Below are 19,413 nucleotides of genomic sequence, written 5' to 3'. Positions count from 1 at the left end.
GAGTCTTGGCTCAAGTACTACTTCCAATGATTAGGTGACTGATGGTCGCTCTCCATTTCACGACCAAATATTTCTTCTAGCTCTTTGCGGGCCTCTTTCGCTCTTTGAGCTAATTTCTTATCTTCATTGTGTTGAGGCAATAAGTCCTTAAGCATAGCATTATCTAACTTGCGAAAATGTGCTTCTGCCCGCTTTGCTTGATAAGGATGCATACCCAGTTCTACGAGCGCTTGGCGACCGAGATCTAGCGCCCCTAAAAATGTTTCACGAGAGTAATTCTCTACACCATGACTCATTAACTGGTAAGCCTCGACACGGCTTCTTGCTCGGGCTAACAACTTAAGTTTCGGGAAGTGCACGCGACAAATGTCCACGATGGCCATCACCTCATCAGGTGAATCAGTACAAATAATCAATGCTTCCGCTTTATCAGCGCCAGCAGCCCTCAATAGGTCAATTTGTGTAGCATCGCCATAAAACACTTTGTAACCATACTTACGTAATAGGTGGATTTGGCTGGCATCACTTTCTAATACTGTCACTTTGATTTTATTGGCATACATTAAACGTCCGACGATCTGACCGAAACGTCCAAAGCCTGCAATGATAACGCGTGGTCGGCGATCCACGACTTTCGTGGTCATGCCCTCTTCTTCTTGATTCAGGGTATGAGCAAACCACTTCTTTTGTCCCATCAGCAAAAGAGGAGTCGTCACCATGGATAGACTGACCACCACCAACAGAAACGCCACTTGCTCTTTGGACAAAATGCCCTCTTGGCTCGCCGCGGTAAATATGACAAAGGCAAACTCACCGCCTTGGCTCAAAATTGCAGCCATACGGCTTCTCGCTTTGGCTCCGACACGGGCAGCTCTCGCCAATGCATACAAAACCAAACCCTTAACCACGACCAAAGCCACCACCGCACCGAGAATCTCTAAAGGGTGTAATGCCAATAACCCCAAGTTTACCGCCATGCCCACCGCAATAAAGAATAACCCCAACAACAGACCTTTAAATGGCTCGATAGCGATTTCCAGCTCATGGCGATACTCACTCTCTGCCAGCAAAACGCCTGCTAAAAAAGTCCCCAATGCCATCGAAAGGCCAAGCTTTTGCATCACGACCGAAATGCCAAGCACGACTAAAAGTGCAGCAACGGTAAAGAGCTCACGAACGCCGCTCATCACGACAAAACGAAATAGCGGACGTAGTAAAAAGTGACCTCCAATCAACAGTGCTACCACACTGCCTAAAATAGTGAAGACATCCAACCAACTTCCACCACTATGCCCGCCTGCTAGCAAGGGCAACATCGCCAGCATCGGGATCACTGCAATATCTTGAAAGAGCAGCACCGCAAAACCAGATTGCCCCGTTTCGGTACCATTAAGCCCTTGCTCTTCAATGACTTTAAGCGCAATCGCCGTCGAGGACAGCGCCAACCCCATCCCGATCACTAAACTCACTTGCATGCTTACGCCAAACATACTGACGACACTACCAATCACGGCGGTCGTGACCACAACCTGCGCACCGCCTAAACCTAAAATCGGCCCTCGCATCTGCCACAATTTTTTAGGGTTTAATTCCAGCCCTATCAAAAACAGTAACAACACAACCCCAAGCTCGGCAAAATGCAAAATGGCATCAACGTCGCTAATTAAGCCAAGCCCCCATGGGCCAATCAACACACCAGCGAGTAAATAACCTAAAACCGAGCCAAGCCCAAGGCGCTGAGCAATCGGCACCGCAATAACCGCAGCCGAAAGAAAGACCACACTGCTTTGAAGAAACTCACTGGTGATCGCCATACTGACCTCCTCGATCTGCCGCTTGCCAGTTTTCAAGTGGGTTACTCAGCCATCCACGGTATAACTCAGCATGTTCGTAGCGTTCAATATCCGAAACATTTCTTGACCAATACAACACCAGAGGTTCAATCCAGTGCATTTGGCATAGGGCTGCCGTCAGTTCAAACGGTTGCAAGATTTGCTCAAGTGGGTATTTGTTGTACCCCTTCGCGCTGAAGGCTTCTTCTTTACCACCTGTTGTAATGACACTGCGCCAGTATTTTCCTTCTAGCGCCGCACCTCCGCCAAACGCAAAGCCTTTACCTAACACTCGGTCTAGCCACTCTTTTAATAGGGCTGGACATGAATACATATAAAGTGGGTGGTGAAATACAATCACATCGTGAGCGAGCAACAACTCATGTTCGTAATTCACATCAATAAAGAAATCAGGGTAAACACCGTAAAGATCGTGCACAGTGACGTGATCAAGCGACTGAGCTTTTTTTATCATCACTTGATTGGCAATCGAGTTATGTGGCTCTGGATGAGCATAAATGACCAGAACTTTTGGGAGAATAGACGGTGCAACAGCCAAATGGTCGTCCTTGTGGTTATTTTTATCCGTTATCAAATTGTTATACTTTTTTGTACAGCATAATGCAATTAAAGCGAATCAATCGACTTTTCCGGCCAATACCCCTACTATTCACCGCTAGATATATACCCAAGTGGCTTTAAAAACGATTGAAACCACTTCGCTATGTAACCAAGCAACGCGCACTGCGCAAAGTGAATGAAAACTTTATGATTACCTTCTCTGATATTCAGTTACTGCGTGGCGGTAAACCTCTTTTAGACCAAGCTTCTGCGACTATTCACCCTGGCGATAAAGTCGGTCTTGTGGGCAAAAACGGCTGCGGTAAATCAACGCTGTTTGCCCTACTGAAAGATGAACTGTCAATTGATGCTGGCTCATTTAGCCAACCTCAACACTGGGAGTTGGCCTGGGTCGCACAGGAAACGCCTGCGCTAGAGCGCACTGCACTGGAATACGTCATTGATGGTGATCGCGAGTACCGCGCTCTCGAAAAGCAGTTAGCTGAAGCAGAAACACAAGACAACGGAACCCTAGTTGCCGAGATACACGGTAAAATTGAAACCATTGGTGGTTACAGCATTCGCGCTCGCGCGGCAGAACTGCTCGATGGTTTAGGGTTCAGCCAAGAGCAAATGAGTTGGAGTTTGACCCAATTCTCGGGTGGTTGGCGTATGCGTCTTAACTTGGCTCAAGCGCTATTGTGTCGTTCTGATCTACTGCTACTCGACGAACCAACCAACCACTTGGATTTGGACGCGGTAATGTGGTTAGAGCGTTGGCTACAAAACTACCCTGGCACGCTGATTCTGATCTCGCACGACCGAGACTTCCTTGATCCAATTGTTGGTCGCATCATTCACATCGAGAATCAGCAGCTGAACGAATACACGGGTAACTACTCGTCATTCGAAAACCAACGCGCACAAAAGATGGTGTTGCAACAAGCGATGTTTGAAAAGCAACAGAAGCAGATGTCGCACATGCAAAGCTACATCGACCGCTTCCGTTACAAAGCATCAAAAGCACGCCAAGCCCAAAGCCGTATCAAAGCTTTGGAGCGCATGGAAAAAGTACTGCCAGCTCAATTCGATAACCCATTTAGCTTTCAATTCCGTGAGCCAGCTGCGCTGCCAAACCCAATCATGATGATGGATGAAGTATCTGCAGGTTACGGTGACAACCTCATCTTAGAGAAGATCCGCTTAAACTTGGTTCCTGGCAGTCGTATTGGTCTACTCGGCCGTAATGGTGCGGGTAAATCGACCTTAATCAAGCTGCTCTCTGGTGAACTTAACGCGCAAGGTGGTGACCTAACTTACTCACAAGGCGTGAAAATTGGTTACTTCGCTCAGCACCAGTTAGAAACGCTTCATCCTGAAGAAACGCCGCTGCAACACATGATGCAAATCGCACCCGATCAAACCGAACAGCAGCTACGTGATTACCTAGGTAGCTTTGGCTTCCAAGGTGACAAAGCACTAGAAAAAGTTGCGCCGTTTTCTGGTGGCGAAAAAGCCCGTTTGGTATTGGCTTTAATTGTGTGGCAAAAGCCAAACCTGTTGCTACTTGATGAACCGACCAACCACTTAGACTTGGACATGCGCCAAGCACTTACGATGGCACTGCAAACATTCGAAGGTGCGATGGTGATTGTTTCGCACGACCGCTATTTACTGCGCGCTACGACCGATGACTTGTATTTAGTGCATGATCGACAAGTTGCTCCGTTCGACGGTGATTTAAATGACTATTATAAATGGTTAACCGAACAACAAAGAGCGGAACGCAAAGAAGCGCAGGCTGCGCAGCCAAGCAAAGATACGGCCAACAGCGCAGCTGCGAAGAAAGAGCAAAAACGTCGCGATGCAGAGTTTCGAAAACAGACAGCGCCAATTCGCAAAACGCTGACACAACTAGAAAGTAAAATGGATAAGTTAGGTGCTGCACTGGCCGAAGCTGAAGAACAATTGGCGGACAACTCACTGTATGCGGCCGAAAATAAAGCTAAACTTAACCAAGTGCTGGCACTTCAAGCTTCCAGTAAAGCTGAGCTCGAAGAAATTGAAATGGAATGGATGTCTGCTCAGGAAGAACTGGAGCAGATGGAGCTAGAGTTTAATCAATGAGTAATCAACACGCTGAATACACACTCACCCTAGAACACCTTTGGCAGTTCAGTCTGCAGTTTTATGGTGTGCGAGAAGTGAAAGAAGCGTGTTTATCATTGCAGAACAATTATCACGGCAACGTGAACCTACTCCTGCTGCTCAGATGGCTCGATGAGCAGCAACTCATTTTCCAAGAAAAAGACTGGCCCTTGGTGCAAGACTGTCTAGGTAGGAGCGAAACTTTACTTCACTCCTTTCGCGACCTTCGTCGCCACCTTAAGTCTCAAGTCAATGACGCTTTGTATCGTGAGACCTTGCAGTTTGAGCTGCAACTAGAAAAGCAGCAACAAGCGGATTTGGTGGACTGCATTAACTCACTTGCACTACTCAAAAATGATGATGACCCACTGACGTTGAGATACTGTCGTCAACTCGGTGGGGAACATTTGCAGCAAGCCTTTGCTATTCCGGTGCCAAACATTCAACCACCAAAACGCCCATAAATCTGTAGAATACCTATAATCTTTATAAAGGATTATATTAATAAGTTCTTCAACGGACACCGAAGGACCGCATAAGAGCAGTTAGGTATGACACAATTTTTCGCAGCCGCCGGGATCAAAAACCCGCATCTCCAAACGCTTTTGCCGCGTTTTATTCGCAAAAAAGCGTTGTTTACGCCGATTTGGCAAACCCTCGATACATCCGATGGCGACTTTCTCGATCTCGCGTGGAGCGAGGACCCAACCCAAGAGCCTGCACAAAAAAAGCCGATTTTTGTTTTATTTCATGGATTAGAGGGGTGCTTCTATAGCCCTTATGCCAATGGGCTAATGAATGCATTTGCTCAATCTGGATGGCTGTCGGTGATGATGCATTTCCGCGGTTGTAGCGGTAAGCCAAACAAGAAAGCTCGCGCCTATCATTCTGGTGAAGTGACTGACGCCCGCCACTTCTTAGAGCACCTTGAGCAACGCTTTCCTGATAACCCCAAGGTTGCGGTTGGTATTTCTCTTGGCGGTAACATGTTGGCGAATTATTTAGCCCAATATAAAGACCACCCTATTTTGAATGCAGCGACTATTATCTCAGCGCCTTTAGACCTAGCGGCGTGTGCGAACCGTATAGAACAAGGCTTTTCAAAAGTGTATCGCCGTTATCTGCTTTCTTCACTGAAACGTAACGCGTTACAAAAGCATCATCTACTGCATGGCGAGCTGGCGCTGTCCTACAACTCAATCAAACGTGTCACACGGCTGTATGAATTCGATGATTTGATTACCGCACCATTGCATGGCTTTAAAGACGCACAAGATTATTACGACCAATGCTCTGGCTTAAGTAAACTACAGCAAATCACGCTACCCACACTGATCATCCATGCCAAAGACGATCCGTTCATGACCGATGATGTGATACCGAAGTTTGTTCTGCCAGATAATATTGATTACCGTCTCTTTGAGCACGGTGGCCATGTTGGCTTCCTGACAGGAACGGCGTTAAAACCTAAGTTTTGGTTGGAGGAAGCGCTGCCCGCGTATTACGAAAGTATCGCCGCAGATTACCTTTCTGCTGTATCCAAGCAACGAACGCAGTAAACTAGCCGCTCATCATAAAAGTTAGAGGTATTTATGATCATTCCATGGCAAGACATTGCGCCGGAAACATTGGAAAACTTAATTCGTGAATTCGTCTTACGCGAAGGAACGGATTACGGAACCGTCGAGGTTTCTTTGCATGACAAAATTGATCAAGTTAAAGCTCAATTGGAAAAAGGTGAAGCGGTTATCGTGTTCTCTGAGCTACACGAAACCGTCGATATTCAGCATAAAACAAAATTTTAGACCCTTCACATTTTACCGTATCCCACTCGATGACAAGGTATTGTTACGTGCTATAGTGGGATATCGACCGTGCAGTAGTAACTCTACTGCACATTACAGGTAAGTAATTTTCGACAAGGTTTGTCATGTCAGCTAAACACCCAATTATTGCGGTTACTGGTTCGTCCGGTGCCGGCACGACCACTACATCTGAAGCCTTCCGTAAAATGTTCAATATGATGAACGTTAAACCCGCATGGGTTGAAGGCGATAGCTTCCATCGCTTTACTCGCCCAGAAATGGACATCGAAATCCGCAAAGCCCGCGAGCAAGGTCGACACATTAGCTACTTTGGCCCACAAGCTAATGACTTCCCGGGATTAGAAGAGTTTTTCCGTAAGTTCGGGCATGACGGCACTGGCAGCGTGCGCCGTTATCTGCACACGTTTGACGAAGCGGTTCCCTACAATCAAATGCCAGGCACGTTTACACCGTGGCAAGACTTACCCGAAAACAGCGACGTTCTGTTTTATGAAGGGTTACATGGTGGCGTGGTCGATGGCGATGTTAATGTTGCTCAACATGTGGATTTCTTAATTGGCATGGTGCCGATTGTGAACTTAGAGTGGATCCAAAAATTCGTACGTGACACTCGCGATCGCGGCCATTCGCGTGAAGCGGTAATGGACTCAATCGTGCGATCCATGGACGATTACCTCAACTATATCACTCCGCAGTTTTCTCGTACTCACATCAACTTCCAGCGCGTACCGACCGTTGATACTTCCAACCCACTTAATGCAAAAGGCATCCCTAGTTTGGATGAGAGTTTTGTGGTGATTCGCCTACGCGGTATCAAGAATGTCGACTTCCCATATCTGCTGGCCATGATTGATGGCTCATTCATGTCACGCCACAACACGATTGTCGTACCCGGCGGTAAGATGAGCTTTGCAATGGAGCTCATAGTTCGGCCTATCCTACAACAGCTCATCGAAACAGGGAAAATTGGCTAAAAACCTGCCAGCGAAGATGTTTACTTTTCATACCGTGATCATGTGCACAGTTTTGCTTACAAAATCTCAATCATGGCACGATTAAAATCAAGAAATCGTTTTCGAAAAAGGATACTATTTCTTACCGAAACACAAGAGAGCTTGCAGCATATAAAAAGTGCTCTTATTCTAGTAGGCCTAATTCAGGCTTAGCTAAAATATGGATAGCGCAAGCGTACCCTGCAGAGGAAGTGAGATATTATGGTTCTAGGTAAACCTCAAACCGACCCAACATTAGAGTGGTTTCTTTCACACTGTCATATTCATAAGTACCCTTCAAAGAGCACGCTAATTCACGCGGGCGAAAAGGCAGAAACTTTGTACTACATCGTTAAAGGTTCTGTTGCGGTTCTTATCAAAGACGAAGAAGGTAAGGAGATGATCCTTTCTTACCTAAACCAAGGAGACTTTATTGGTGAACTTGGTCTATTCGAGGAAGACCAAGAGCGCACAGCTTGGGTTCGTGCTAAATCTCCTTGTGAAGTTGCTGAAATTTCTTTCAAGAAGTTCCGTCAGCTTATCCAAGTAAACCCAGACATCCTAATGCGTCTTTCTGCGCAGATGGCTCGTCGTCTTCAAGTAACTAGCCAAAAAGTGGGTGACCTGGCGTTCCTAGACGTAACTGGTCGTATCGCTCAGACGCTTCTGAACCTTGCAAAACAACCAGACGCAATGACTCACCCAGACGGCATGCAAATCAAGATCACTCGTCAAGAAATCGGTCAAATTGTTGGCTGTTCTCGTGAGACAGTAGGTCGTATCTTGAAGATGCTAGAAGAGCAGAACCTAATCTCTGCTCACGGTAAAACCATCGTGGTTTACGGTACTCGTTAATCTCGAACTAGAGTGACACGAACAAAATTATAAAAGCCACCAATGGCAACATTGGTGGCTTTTTATTTACTCATGACCAAATGAGATAGGGTGCAGCGAACACTAATGAGTAAGCTTAACAGGTTAACCCTAAAACTTAGCCATTCGTACTTTCAAAGATTTTGTCAGCTGAAGCGGCCACGAAACCTGGGTACAAATCACCATTTTCCATCGGATAGCGCTTAGCAAATTCATAAAAACCGCCAGGGATAATTTCAGTGCCTTCGCTAAAACGAACCGCTACTTTATCTGCCATGGTCGATGACTGCTCTAGCAACACCTCAGGAGTGCCCTTCACTTCACCACCATTTTCATTAATGGTAAACCCAGCGGTACGCAGATGATCGTTTACCTGCTTCACTTCTTCATATTCATTGAGCTGGTTAACGCTCACCGTGAAGTGGTTTGCTCCGTAACCATGCGCCGCAAGCCAAGATGCGTACTCACTTTCTTTAGCCAACGTTTGGTAATCAGCAAAGCTTAAATCCCACAAGCGTCCACCATGTAAGAATGCGCTATCGTTCAGCTTGTCAGCATCGACTTGTGCCACCAAATTTTTCACAATCTCTTGTAGCTCAGACGAGCACTCTTCAACTTTTAGCTCACTAATAAAGACTTTAGGTTGCTTCGGATCTGGGTGCTCATAGTGCTTAGCAACCAGCTTTTTGCTTTCGAAAACGTAATCACCACACGCCTTGTAACCAATAGCTACAAATGGCTTAGCTAGAGTTTCAATACCAAGAGGCGCGATATTGAAGGTACGTAAAGCTATATGATCATTAATCAGAGGCTCATCTTCTTGAAGCAGCTGATGCACTTTAGCAGCCGAAGGGCAAAGACGTTGAATGTAATCTTGCCATAGCGATTCAAATAACACATCGGGCGTCATAACGACTCCTTGTTACGAGATGTAGAGTTTAAAGGTAAGCGGAAGTTGGCTGCTCGTTCACAACAAAAGTTGTCCAGAATAATGAACGAGCAACCATCAACCTGTGACGGTAAATGCCAGTCAGTCAACACGCTTTTCCGAGTCTTTGCTCACTTTTCGTGTTCTGCCAACGATCACTACAACCCATACCTAAATGATGCGCCGGCAAGGTGAGCCGCAATGCATAGTTGCGACTCTATTATTAAAACTTATAGCGCTACACCTGGACTCAATGTTGCAGGCAAGACAGTCTCTTGACCTTCCATTGATGCCATTGGGTACGCACAGTAATCTGCTGCGTAGTAAGCGCTTGGGCGCAAGTTACCCGACGCTCCCGGACCACCAAATGGCGCATCACCACTTGCACCAGTGAGCTGGCGGTTACGGTTCACGATACCTGCACGAATGTGGTCAACGAAGTATTCCCATTCTTGGTCGTCGGTTGAGACCAAACCAGCAGATAAGCCAAAGCGCGTATCGTTTGCTAGCGCCACGGCTTTGTCTAACCCTTCGTAACGCACCACTTGCAGAAGTGGGCCGAAGTATTCTTCATCTGGTAACTCAGCAATGTTCGTTACATCAATGATGCCAGGAGAAACAAACGCCGCCTCTCCTGCTTTCGCTTCAATCAAGCTTTCACCGCCAAGAGACTGTAGATTAGCTTGTGCATCAAGAATAAACTTGGCTGCCGCGACCGAAATTTGCGGTCCCATAAATGGCGCAGGTTCTGCAAATGGTTGGTCTACGCGAATATTGCGTGTCGCTTCGACGAGCTTAGTGATAAGCGCATCGCCTTTTTCACCCAATGGCACATACAAACGACGAGCACACGTACAACGCTGCCCAGCACTGATAAACGCTGACTGGATGATGGTGTAAACCGTGGCATCCAAATCACCATATTTATCAGAGATCACCATCGGGTTATTACCACCCATTTCTAGTGCGAGCATCTTGCCCGGTTGACCAGCAAATTGACGGTGTAATACATGCCCCGTATTCGCGCTACCCGTAAACAGTACGCCATCAATGCCTTTAGCGTCAGCGAGGGCGATACCAGTTTCTTTCGCGCCTTGAACAAGGTTAATCACGCCTTTCGGCAGACCGGCTTCTTCCCATAGCTTCATTGCCAATTCACCCGTCCATGGCGTTTGCTCAGACGGTTTGAAGACTACCGTGTTACCAGCCAGTAGCGCTGGCACAATGTGACCATTTGGTAGGTGGCCTGGGAAGTTGTAAGGACCAAACACCGCCATCACGCCCAATGGGCGGTGGCGCAATACGATTTGGTTGCCTGCTGCTTCACGGCTCGCCTCACCAGTACGGTCATGATAAGCGCGAATCGAAATGGCAATTTTACCTGCCATGGCTGCTGCTTCAGTGCGCGTTTCCCAAATCGGCTTACCAGTTTCTTTGGCAATCACTTCGGCGATTTTTTCGCTGTTCTCTTTTACTTTCTCCGCAAAAGCCAACACGATTGCCTCACGCTCTGAAAATGGACGCTTTTTCCAGTCAATAAACGCTTCACGCGCTGCAGATACCGCCTGGTTCACCTGCTCTGCCGTTGCACCTTTGCCTTGCCAGATCACTTCTTGGTTGTACGGTGACAGAGACGTAAATGCTTCACCCTGACCTTGTACCCATTCACCTGCAATCCAATGTGTCATTGTTTCTATCCTTAAATTCTGTCGTCTGTTACTGCGGAAGAAGGCGAACGAAATCCCCTTCTTCAACCGAAAGTGCATCCGCAACGTCTGGTGCGATCATCACGCTTTGTGTTTCTGCGTCATACGCCGCTTTAGTGACTGTCGCACGGAAGTTCTCGAAAGATGAATTACACATCAAGAAGTCTTGTGTGCTGGAATGTTCAGAGATTTTGACTTGCGCACGGAATGAATGACGTACCGACTCAATATTACGCAGATCACACTCAACCGTTGGGCCACCATCGAAGATGTCGACGTAGCCTCGGTTGGTAAAACCTTCACGCTCAAGCAGCTTCAGCGCTGGACGCGTGTTGTCATGTACTTGACCAATCACGGCTTGCGCTTCTGGGCTGAGCAGGTTGATGTAAATAGGCAGTTTCGGCATCAAGTCGGCGATAAAGCCTTTCTTGCCGATACCTGTTAGGTAATCTGCAAGCGTGAAATCGATAGAGAAGAAATGCTCTTGGAGCCATTGCCAGAATGGTGAATTACCCTCGTCGTCTGAAACGCCACGCATCTCCGCAAAGATCGTTTCAGAGAAACGCTCTGGGTGCTCTGCCATCATTAGGAAACGACACTTCGACATTAGACGACCATTCAGACCTTGGCGGAATTTCTCACGCAAGAACAAGGTACAAATTTCGCTGTTACCCGTGTAGTTATTACCAAAAGTAAGCAGTTTAACGACGTTGTTAACGCCAAGCTTTGGCGACGAGTGCACAACTTTACTAATGTGATATGAGTAAAATGGGACATCCCAGCCGATAGATGCTTCGATTCCGGTGGTACCCGCAACCTCACCCGTTTCAGAGTCAAAGCCAACCATCAGGTAGCCTTCATCGCCTGGTTCTGCCACATCTGGCTTACCAAAGCTGTACTCTGAATGTTTGATTCGATTGGTTAACAGTTCTTCGTTAACCGGTAGAGATGTAAATCCGTGACCAGACTCCACCGCACAAGTGTGCAGTGCGTCGTAATCCGACATCGCGATAGGGCGAACTACTAGCATCAATACTCCCTCCAGATGCAAGAAGATCCTAACTATATTGTAGGAACAATTCCCCCATCAGAGATCCTTGACGGGGGTGTCTGCGTTGACGTTTAAACTGATATCGCGCTTAAACTAAAGTCGCGATCGCTTTATCCAGTTTCGCCAAGCCTTCTTCAATTTCTTGTTGTGTGATAACGAGTGATGGTGTGAAACGTACGACATTGGCACCCGCAACCAATACCATGAGACCTTGTTTACCTGCAGCAACTAGCACGTCACGCGCACGGCCTTGCCATTCTTCATTTAGTGCAGCGCCAAGTAATAGGCCTTGACCGCGCACTTCTGAGAAGATGTTGTACTTCGCATTGATCTTCTCTAGACCTTCACGGAACATTGCTTCGCGTTCTAGCACACCAGCCAACACCTCTGGCTTAGTAACTTCATTTACAACCGCTTCTGCAACCGCACACGCTAGTGGGTTACCGCCATATGTAGAACCGTGAGTGCCCACTTTCATGTGCTCTGCTAATTTTGCTGTCGTTAGCATTGCACCGATCGGGAAACCGCCACCAAGTGATTTCGCAGTACTTAGAATATCTGGCGTGATACCTAAACCTTGGTAAGCGTAGAAGTTACCTGTTCGGCCATTACCAGTTTGCACTTCATCGAAGATCAGTAAGGCGTTGTGTTTGTCACACAGCTCGCGAACCGCTTGAGCGAACTCAGGCGTTGGTGGCACGATGCCGCCTTCACCTTGTAGTGGCTCCATCATGACCGCACAAGTACGATCAGACATGTGCGCTTGTAAAGCTTCGATATCGTTGTAAGGAAGGTGTGTCACGTCGCCTGGCTTAGGACCGAAACCGTCAGAGTATGCCGCTTGGCCACCAACCGTTACGGTAAAGAATGTACGACCGTGGAAACCTTGTTTGAATGCAATGATTTCAGATTTCTCAGTGCCATGAACGTCTGCTGCATAACGACGTGCCAGCTTCAAAGCGGCTTCGTTTGCTTCTGCGCCAGAGTTAGCAAAGAACACTCGCTCAGCAAAACTCACTTCTGTTAGCTTTTTCGCCAGACGAAGGGCTGGTTCGTTCGTCATAACGTTACTTAAGTGCCAAAGCTTGTTAGCTTGCTCTGTTAGTGCGTTTACCATTACTGGATGACAATGGCCAAGACAGCTCACTGCAATACCACCAGCAAAGTCGATGTATTCATTACCTTCCTGATCCCAAACACGTGAACCTTCACCTTTAACAGGGATCATTTCCATCGGGTTATAGCAAGGTACCATTACCTCATCGAATAAACCGCGCTCTACTTTAATTTCCGTTGTCATTGCACATTCCTTCTTGATACCGCATGCGTAGCAGATAAGCGAATTTAACTGGCTCTCTTTGCCAGCAAATAATGTTTTGCATTTAAGCTATTGCGGCATTGTATTTACATTTAATTAACCATTTCAATAGTGATTTATTCTTTTCGTTCTCGAAAGTAACTTCCATTAATCACTGCTTATGACTATTTATGCATCAAGAAAGTAAAATAGAGAAGGGATTTTTTATAAATGTTATGTAATACAGGGGATAGAAGGTTTAAAAAGACATGAATAGACAAAGAGACTCGAGAGAATCGCATAGTTTTGCAATCCGCTCACCTCAGCAAAAAGATGAATGATTTGTTAAGAAAAGTGATCGCGATCAGATCGTTTTGCGTGCTAAAAAGTTCGCAAGCAACTCGTGACCTTGCTCAGTTTTGATTGATTCTGGGTGGAACTGCACCGCATCAATTGGCAAGGTTTTATGTTGGTAACCCATTATTTCATCCATGCTTCCGTCAGGCAGTTCTGTCCATGCAGTCAGTTCAAACACGTCGGGTAAAGTACCGTTTTTCACCACAAGAGAGTGATAACGGGTTACCGTGAGTGGGTTATTCAGATTTTTAAACACACTGCGACCGTTGTGACGAATTGGTGAGGTCTTGCCGTGCATCACTTGTCGAGCACGTACCACTTCCCCCCCAAACACTTGCGCTATCGCTTGATGGCCAAGGCAAACACCCAATATTGGAAGCTTACCAGCGAAGTGTTCTATCGCTTTCAGTGAAATACCTGCTTCGTTCGGCGTACATGGCCCTGGCGAGATCACCAAATGAGTTGGGTTGAGCGCCTCAATGCCTTGGATATCGATTTCATCGTTACGCACCACCTTTACGTCTGCACCAAGCTCGCAGAAGTATTGGTAAAGGTTGTAGGTAAAAGAGTCGTAGTTATCGATGATCAACAACATAAAGGGTCGGTTGCTCCAATCCGTTTTGGCAATGCTTACGTAGTGAATCGCCACGTTCGTGACAATCAAGGGCGGTATTTTGCTATACCAAGCAAGAAAGGCAAGTTTTTGCTGAATAAAAAGGCCAGCATAGGCTGGCCTTTGGTCTTTACAGCTATTTAGGAAAGGTTTATCAGGAAATAAATTCGCTTAGCGGCGACGGCGGAATAAGCCGAGACCTAGCAGCGCAAATAGCGCGCCAAAACCAAACGAACCACCATCTGAATCCTTCGACCCTTCTGTTCCAGTTTCAGTTTGCGTCATTGAAACATCACGAACAGAGCTAAACTTCACGATATTACCTGTCGAGTCAGTCACTTTCTCTTCTAACTGATAATTACCTTGCTCTGGCGTTTGTTCAAACTCAATATTCACGCTACGCGCATCAATATCAGCTTGAACTAAGGTTTGGCTAGCCGAGTAAGCTTTCGTATCGCTGCTTGCCGCAGCCGCTTGTGTGGATGGCGTTAAGTTCACCGTAACAATATCACCTACAACCGCCGTTGGTGGTAAACGGACATCGACGGCTAAGTTGTCACCTGCTTTCGGTAAATCGATGTCATCATCTGGTAAATCAATCGCGATGATCACTGGATCGTGGTCAGAGGCAGAGAACGCATCTTTGTACTTCGGCATATCACCTGTGTACTTGCTGCTGTATTCGAACAAGTTACTCTCTAGTGAGTTGATGTGCCAATCTTCAATTGCTACCACTTTTTGCGCTAGGCTGCTGCTTGCCAATGCGTGGTCCAAATTACCCAGCTCGCCCGAATAGGTGTAAGAAAACGTATCAGTGCCGTGCAGCAACGTGTTTAAGTTGTGCAGACCGTAACCTTTTTCAATTTTGGTCTTCTCTACTTGAAGTTCACCATCACCAATGGTTGTATAAGCAGCAGTATAAATGTCACGGCCGTATTTCTCTTTCGAGTAATCAGTCAGTGTCAGAAGTGGGTCTTCCATGCCATAAGCATTGAGGTCGCCCATGAGCAATACATCGCCTTTCACCTCTTTCAACGCTTCACCCACTGCGTGCGCAGCAGAAACGCGGAAGTTGTTACAGTTGCCTTGCAGATCCGCTGGCTCAGAATCTTCTACACCGGCAATCCACTCTTCAATACACTCAGAGCCTTTCGACTTAAAGTGGTTTACGACAATAGACAAATCTTCCCCCGTCTCTTTCACCGTAAAGGTCTGAAGTAGACTGTGGCGTTGGTACTTATCGTAAGCAGGGTTACTTTCTGTGCCCTCTTTACGAGTAATTGTGTTTTCTGCAATGTGCTGCTCTGGCGTGATGATCACTTTTGCAGCGTCTTTTGGCGTTACTGCGTTAGCACGATATAAAATCGCCACCATGATCGCATCACTGCCAAAGTATTCGTCTTGGTATTTGTCTTGCTCTTCGATTTCGACATACGTGTAATGATCTTCAGCGTCATCAATCTCAGCATTTAGGGCATCAACTAAGTTTTGGATAGCACTGCCATCACCAAAGCCGTTGTTTTCCACTTCCATCAAACCAATAACGTCTGCGTCCATCTTGTTCATCGCCGCAACGATTTTCGCTTGCTGGATCAGGAATTCGTCTAGATTAGTCGCACCACGGTTTTGTCCGGTTGGGTTTTCATGACCACTGTCAGCCACGGAGTTGAAGTAGTTCAGTACGTTGAAGCTTGCAATACGCAAATCTGAGTCCGCAATCGCTGGGGCATCTTTACGAGCCACATCGAAGCCTTCACCTGAAGTCACAAAGTTGGTGTTATCGACTTCATTGGTCGCAATCAGGCGGTATTCGTTGTAGCTGTAAGCCACCACACCCTGAAGACCTTCTACTCGAGAACCAAGGCGAATGTGCTGCTCTGAAGAGCCATCTTGATCTGCATCTTTAGCAAAATCTGGGTAGTATGGGATTTGGCCGTTTGGTGCTTTGCCATCAGATTCTAGGTATACACGATTCGCTGCGTTGTCTTTTGCTAGCTCAACGGCTGCATCGCTCTCTGCCGCGTGTAATTGAGTCGGCTTTAACAATGGCGCTTCATGAGAGAGCATCATATTGTTACGACGTGAATCGTAGTCGTAAGAGAAGTTTCGAGTTACAAACAAGTCACTTGCCGAGGTCAACTCAACTTGCATGCCTTCATGACGCTCTAGCGCATCACGTAGTGTCTCACCTTCTTTGATAACAAGATCGGTAACTCGAGGGGTTTCAGAGGTGCCTGTTTTCACATAGCTGTTAGCATCAGAAGCAAGCTGAGTATTGCTGTAATACTCTTGAACTTTACCTTTCACACAAACAACATCACCAGCTTTCAGCGCCGTGTCCGCCGCGTCGGTATGAATGAACAAGCCTTCTGAGGTCTTGTCGTTGTTGTCGCTTTCTAATGCTTGTAGGTAGAAACCTTTGGTTAGGCCAGTGGTAACAGCAGTCACGACACCCGTTACGAAATGATCTTCGTTAGTAATGTATGGGTAACCATCAATGAATGGAGACGTATCGCCTTCACCTTGAATCTCTTGAATGGTAGTGAAGTTAGGTTGCTGACCGTCTACCTCACAAGCGAATGGTGCTGGTGGCTCAGTCGCATTCAGCTCACCAAGGCCGTCAATGTTGTCTTTCTCAAATGCCGTCCACTGAGATGCATCATAAGTAGCAGAAGGAGTTAGTGCATCACTGTTACGAACCAATGTGGTGTCTTTACCAAAATCTACGTCACCCATCACACCGATGATGTCGTGCACTTCACCATCTTTAAGCAGTGCGATCGGGTCGTCACCGTTAAAGTTCGCAACGCTTTTATCTGTGATATCCGCGACAGCTTTGATGGCATCGCTCGCGTCACCATGCGCCAGTACATACACTTGGTTAGCTTGTAGCGTCACTTGGCTAAGGTCGGATGTGCTACCCCAAGTACCACCACCGTTTGATGATTTCGCCAACTCGTAGCCAGTGAGTGTCACCGCAGTATCACCCGTATTAGCGATCTCTACCGCTTTATTATAAGCGCCGCCTTCTACGTATTGGGAAATAATAATCTCTGCGTTCGCGTTTGCACTAAGTGCACTGGCGATGGTTAATGCGAGTATTGAGGGTTTGATTAACGTGTCCATTGTCATACCTGATATTTATGTAAATGCAAACTTAGCTCTGGTTAGAGCCTGCCATTTGCGTCTACTATCAGGTTTATTTATGAAATAAATAAGAATGAGTAATTAAAGCCGTGAAATGAATCACATGTGAATATAAGAAAATATGCCAGAGCATCCCATTCAAACATTTTTTGTAATAAATACAGAGCGCTATTGATAAACAAGTCAGAATTTAGATTGATTACTCAGTTTACTTTTTCACTTCATGTTAAGGAGTAGAAAATACATCACTTGTTGAGTTGCTTATTAACCCAACCGTTCCGTTACAAATAAAAAATATAATTAGTCACTAATTTAGAATGCTTTAATTTTCACTTGCATCACTGTTCAATCCCAAGAATCTATTACTCGCTTCGTTCTCTCTTATACAGGCCCCTCATACTTCAAAGTTTTCATGATTTATTCAATAACTTTTCATTACTCACTAGCCAAAAACATACACAAAAGATATAACACCTGCGCGAGACAATAAGATCTCATTAGCTGTAAACCCAGGAACGACAAATGAAAAAAATTCAACGCAGTGTGCTAGCTCTCTCCCTACTTAGCTTGATAGCGGGGTGTCAGTTGACCGCCAGTGAGCCACTTCAACCTACGGCGAATCAAGACATCATCGAATCAGCCAAAAATGAACTGGATGGTATTGAAGAGCTAGAAGTCAGTGACGAGGGTGTTATTACCTTTACTCAGCGTCTAAGAACGCCAGGAACCTACTGGGTTCCAGCGAGAATTAAAGAACTCAGCTACGATATATCATGCGTACAGCTTAGTTACTTCATTGATAGAGGCATGGTTGTGAAGTCTGCCTTTCTAGGGGCTCGAGGACGTGTTGAATATTACGACATGGAACGCTGTATGAAAGACACGCCATTTCAGTAATACAGGCATAAAAAAAGCTCCACCAAAGTGGAGCTTTTTCGTATTTGTTCTTAGCGACTATGGGCGAGCTACAAAACCTACTGCTTCGTATGCTTTCTTAAGCGTTTCAGCCGCTCGTGCCGAGGCTTTCTCAGCGCCTTGCTGCATTACCTCGTCCATGTAAGCACGATCAGCGCGAATACGGTGATATTCTGCTTGAATAGGCTCAAGCATTGCTACAACTGCCTCACCAACATCTTTCTTAAATGGGCCATACATTTCTACGCCTTGGTACTTCGCTTCAATCTCTTCGAAGCTCATGCCTGTCGCCGCAGAGTACAAACCCATTAGGTTAGCAATGCCCGCCTTGTTCTCGATATCATGACGGATACTTGGTGGCGTTTCGGTATCGGTTTGCGCTTTGTTGATCTTCTTAAGGATCGACTTAGGCTCTTCCAGCAGCGTGATAACGTTCTTACGGTTGTCATCAGATTTAGACATCTTCTTCGTTGCGTCTTGAAGGCTCATTACACGCGCATTTACTGTCGGAATGTAAGGCTCTGGAACTTGGAAGATTGGCTGCTCTGGCGAGTAAATATTGTTGAAACGCGTTGCGATATCGCGCGCTAATTCTAGATGTTGCTTCTGGTCACTGCCTACAGGTACTTGGTGTGCACCGTAAAGCAAAATGTCAGCCGCCATCAACACCGGGTAGTCAAATAGGCCGACGTTTACGTCATTCGCGTAACGTGCCGATTTGTCTTTAAACTGAGTCATACGGCTCAGCTCACCCATTTGAGTGTAGCAGTTAAGAAGCCAACCTAATTGAGCATGCTCTGGTACATGTGACTGAACAAATAGCGTGCTCTTCTTCGGGTCAACACCAACTGCCAGACAAATTGCCAGTGCGTCTAGAGTTGCTTCATGCAGCGCTTTAGGGTCCTGACGAACCGTAATCGCGTGAAGGTCTACCACACAATATTGGCAATCATAATCGTCTTGCATCTGCTGCCATTGACGTAGAGCACCCAAGTAGTTACCGATACTTAGTTCACCTGAAGGTTGAACACCACTCAATACAATGGGTTTGCTCATTAGAATGATTCCTTTGACTTCTTAATCTAATTAAATGAAAAAAACCGTGCAGTAATAGGTGCACGGTTTACTCAGTGTACTCATTAACGAGTATTTTGGAAGCTCTTTTGT

At 46.3% G+C, this 19,413-nt stretch carries 16 protein-coding genes; 7 read left to right on the top strand and 9 right to left on the bottom strand.

Features of this window, described 5'->3' with window-relative positions:
- Nucleotides 1-17: 17 nt before the first annotated feature.
- Nucleotides 18-1,814 carry a glutathione-regulated potassium-efflux system protein KefB gene (kefB, locus tag R7P67_RS19900; protein ID WP_017633740.1) on the bottom strand — a complete coding sequence of 599 codons (1,797 nt, stop codon included), beginning with the start codon at nucleotides 1,812-1,814 and terminating at the stop codon, nucleotides 18-20.
- Entirely contained in the window at nucleotides 1,798-2,391 is a 594-nt protein-coding gene (kefG, locus tag R7P67_RS19895; RefSeq protein WP_005381444.1) for a glutathione-regulated potassium-efflux system ancillary protein KefG, read from the bottom strand. The genes kefB and kefG overlap by 17 nt, the downstream gene beginning before the upstream one ends.
- A gap of 209 nt (nucleotides 2,392-2,600) precedes the next feature.
- Here kefG and R7P67_RS19890 point away from each other — a divergent pair, with 209 nt between their 5' ends.
- The 6 genes from R7P67_RS19890 to crp all read left to right on the top strand — a co-directional run bounded on the left by R7P67_RS19890 (nucleotide 2,601) and on the right by crp (nucleotide 8,214).
- Nucleotides 2,601-4,520: an ABC transporter ATP-binding protein gene (locus tag R7P67_RS19890; RefSeq protein WP_017633739.1), complete on the top strand. Its 1,920-nt coding sequence runs from the start codon at nucleotides 2,601-2,603 to the stop codon at nucleotides 4,518-4,520.
- Nucleotides 4,517-5,005, top strand: a complete 489-nt coding sequence (locus tag R7P67_RS19885) for a TIGR02444 family protein (protein WP_017633738.1) — start codon at nucleotides 4,517-4,519, stop codon at nucleotides 5,003-5,005. Before R7P67_RS19890 ends, R7P67_RS19885 begins: the two co-directional genes overlap by 4 nt.
- A gap of 87 nt (nucleotides 5,006-5,092) precedes the next feature.
- A complete protein-coding gene (locus R7P67_RS19880; protein ID WP_017633737.1) occupies nucleotides 5,093-6,100 on the top strand; it encodes a hydrolase in 1,008 nt (335 codons plus the stop codon).
- A gap of 33 nt (nucleotides 6,101-6,133) precedes the next feature.
- On the top strand, nucleotides 6,134-6,346 hold the full coding sequence (locus tag R7P67_RS19875) for a YheU family protein (RefSeq protein ID WP_005381436.1): 213 nt from the start codon (nucleotides 6,134-6,136) through the stop codon (nucleotides 6,344-6,346).
- A gap of 125 nt (nucleotides 6,347-6,471) precedes the next feature.
- Nucleotides 6,472-7,341, top strand: a complete 870-nt coding sequence (locus R7P67_RS19870) for a phosphoribulokinase (protein ID WP_005381434.1) — start codon at nucleotides 6,472-6,474, stop codon at nucleotides 7,339-7,341.
- 240 nt (nucleotides 7,342-7,581) lie between these two features.
- Nucleotides 7,582-8,214: a cAMP-activated global transcriptional regulator CRP gene (gene crp / locus R7P67_RS19865; protein ID WP_005381432.1), complete on the top strand. Its 633-nt coding sequence runs from the start codon at nucleotides 7,582-7,584 to the stop codon at nucleotides 8,212-8,214.
- A 136-nt stretch (nucleotides 8,215-8,350) separates the two neighbouring features.
- Here crp and R7P67_RS19860 read toward each other — a convergent pair whose 3' ends face one another.
- From R7P67_RS19860 to R7P67_RS19835, 6 genes are all read right to left on the bottom strand, one after another.
- Entirely contained in the window at nucleotides 8,351-9,142 is a 792-nt protein-coding gene (locus tag R7P67_RS19860) for a DUF1338 domain-containing protein (RefSeq protein WP_005381426.1), read from the bottom strand.
- A 248-nt stretch (nucleotides 9,143-9,390) separates the two neighbouring features.
- Nucleotides 9,391-10,848, bottom strand: a complete 1,458-nt coding sequence (astD, locus tag R7P67_RS19855) for a succinylglutamate-semialdehyde dehydrogenase (protein ID WP_005381424.1) — start codon at nucleotides 10,846-10,848, stop codon at nucleotides 9,391-9,393.
- Between the two features lie 28 nt (nucleotides 10,849-10,876).
- On the bottom strand, nucleotides 10,877-11,896 hold the full coding sequence (gene astA, locus R7P67_RS19850) for an arginine N-succinyltransferase (RefSeq protein ID WP_005381422.1): 1,020 nt from the start codon (nucleotides 11,894-11,896) through the stop codon (nucleotides 10,877-10,879).
- Between the two features lie 109 nt (nucleotides 11,897-12,005).
- A complete protein-coding gene (locus R7P67_RS19845; RefSeq protein ID WP_005381420.1) occupies nucleotides 12,006-13,217 on the bottom strand; it encodes an aspartate aminotransferase family protein in 1,212 nt (403 codons plus the stop codon).
- Nucleotides 13,218-13,578: 361 nt separating this feature from the next.
- Complete coding sequence (locus tag R7P67_RS19840; RefSeq protein WP_065274924.1) at nucleotides 13,579-14,166, bottom strand: aminodeoxychorismate/anthranilate synthase component II; 588 nt, start codon at nucleotides 14,164-14,166, stop codon at nucleotides 13,579-13,581.
- A 189-nt stretch (nucleotides 14,167-14,355) separates the two neighbouring features.
- Entirely contained in the window at nucleotides 14,356-17,310 is a 2,955-nt protein-coding gene (locus R7P67_RS19835; RefSeq protein WP_262654001.1) for an ExeM/NucH family extracellular endonuclease, read from the bottom strand.
- A gap of 543 nt (nucleotides 17,311-17,853) precedes the next feature.
- Between R7P67_RS19835 and R7P67_RS19830 the strand changes: the two genes are divergently transcribed.
- Nucleotides 17,854-18,228, top strand: a complete 375-nt coding sequence (locus R7P67_RS19830; RefSeq protein WP_262654003.1) for a hypothetical protein — start codon at nucleotides 17,854-17,856, stop codon at nucleotides 18,226-18,228.
- 57 nt (nucleotides 18,229-18,285) lie between these two features.
- Here the strand turns inward: R7P67_RS19830 and trpS are convergent, their stop codons facing one another.
- Nucleotides 18,286-19,302 (bottom strand): tryptophan--tRNA ligase, encoded by a 1,017-nt coding sequence (gene trpS, locus R7P67_RS19825; protein ID WP_005381398.1) that lies wholly within the window; start codon nucleotides 19,300-19,302, stop codon nucleotides 18,286-18,288.
- Between the last annotated feature and the right edge of the window lie 111 nt (nucleotides 19,303-19,413).

The organism is Vibrio sp. Vb0937 (assembly GCF_033338855.1).
The sequence above is the reverse complement of the archived record's forward strand: the minus strand, read 5'-3'. Positions and strand labels throughout refer to the sequence as shown.

Bases quoted from the DNA above. Each gene is read 5' to 3' on its own strand.
- kefB (WP_017633740.1), bottom strand. From the start codon at position 1,814: ATGGCGATCACCAGTGAGTTTCTTCAAAGCAGTGTGGTCTTTCTTTCG.
- R7P67_RS19890 (WP_017633739.1), top strand. From the start codon at position 2,601: ATGATTACCTTCTCTGATATTCAGTTACTGCGTGGCGGTAAACCTCTT.
- R7P67_RS19885 (WP_017633738.1), top strand. From the start codon at position 4,517: ATGAGTAATCAACACGCTGAATACACACTCACCCTAGAACACCTTTGG.
- R7P67_RS19880 (WP_017633737.1), top strand. From the start codon at position 5,093: ATGACACAATTTTTCGCAGCCGCCGGGATCAAAAACCCGCATCTCCAA.
- R7P67_RS19875 (WP_005381436.1), top strand. From the start codon at position 6,134: ATGATCATTCCATGGCAAGACATTGCGCCGGAAACATTGGAAAACTTA.
- R7P67_RS19870 (WP_005381434.1), top strand. From the start codon at position 6,472: ATGTCAGCTAAACACCCAATTATTGCGGTTACTGGTTCGTCCGGTGCC.
- crp (WP_005381432.1), top strand. From the start codon at position 7,582: ATGGTTCTAGGTAAACCTCAAACCGACCCAACATTAGAGTGGTTTCTT.
- R7P67_RS19860 (WP_005381426.1), bottom strand. From the start codon at position 9,142: ATGACGCCCGATGTGTTATTTGAATCGCTATGGCAAGATTACATTCAA.
- astD (WP_005381424.1), bottom strand. From the start codon at position 10,848: ATGACACATTGGATTGCAGGTGAATGGGTACAAGGTCAGGGTGAAGCA.
- astA (WP_005381422.1), bottom strand. From the start codon at position 11,896: ATGCTAGTAGTTCGCCCTATCGCGATGTCGGATTACGACGCACTGCAC.
- R7P67_RS19845 (WP_005381420.1), bottom strand. From the start codon at position 13,217: ATGACAACGGAAATTAAAGTAGAGCGCGGTTTATTCGATGAGGTAATG.
- R7P67_RS19840 (WP_065274924.1), bottom strand. From the start codon at position 14,166: ATGTTGTTGATCATCGATAACTACGACTCTTTTACCTACAACCTTTAC.
- R7P67_RS19835 (WP_262654001.1), bottom strand. From the start codon at position 17,310: ATGGACACGTTAATCAAACCCTCAATACTCGCATTAACCATCGCCAGT.
- R7P67_RS19830 (WP_262654003.1), top strand. From the start codon at position 17,854: ATGAAAAAAATTCAACGCAGTGTGCTAGCTCTCTCCCTACTTAGCTTG.
- trpS (WP_005381398.1), bottom strand. From the start codon at position 19,302: ATGAGCAAACCCATTGTATTGAGTGGTGTTCAACCTTCAGGTGAACTA.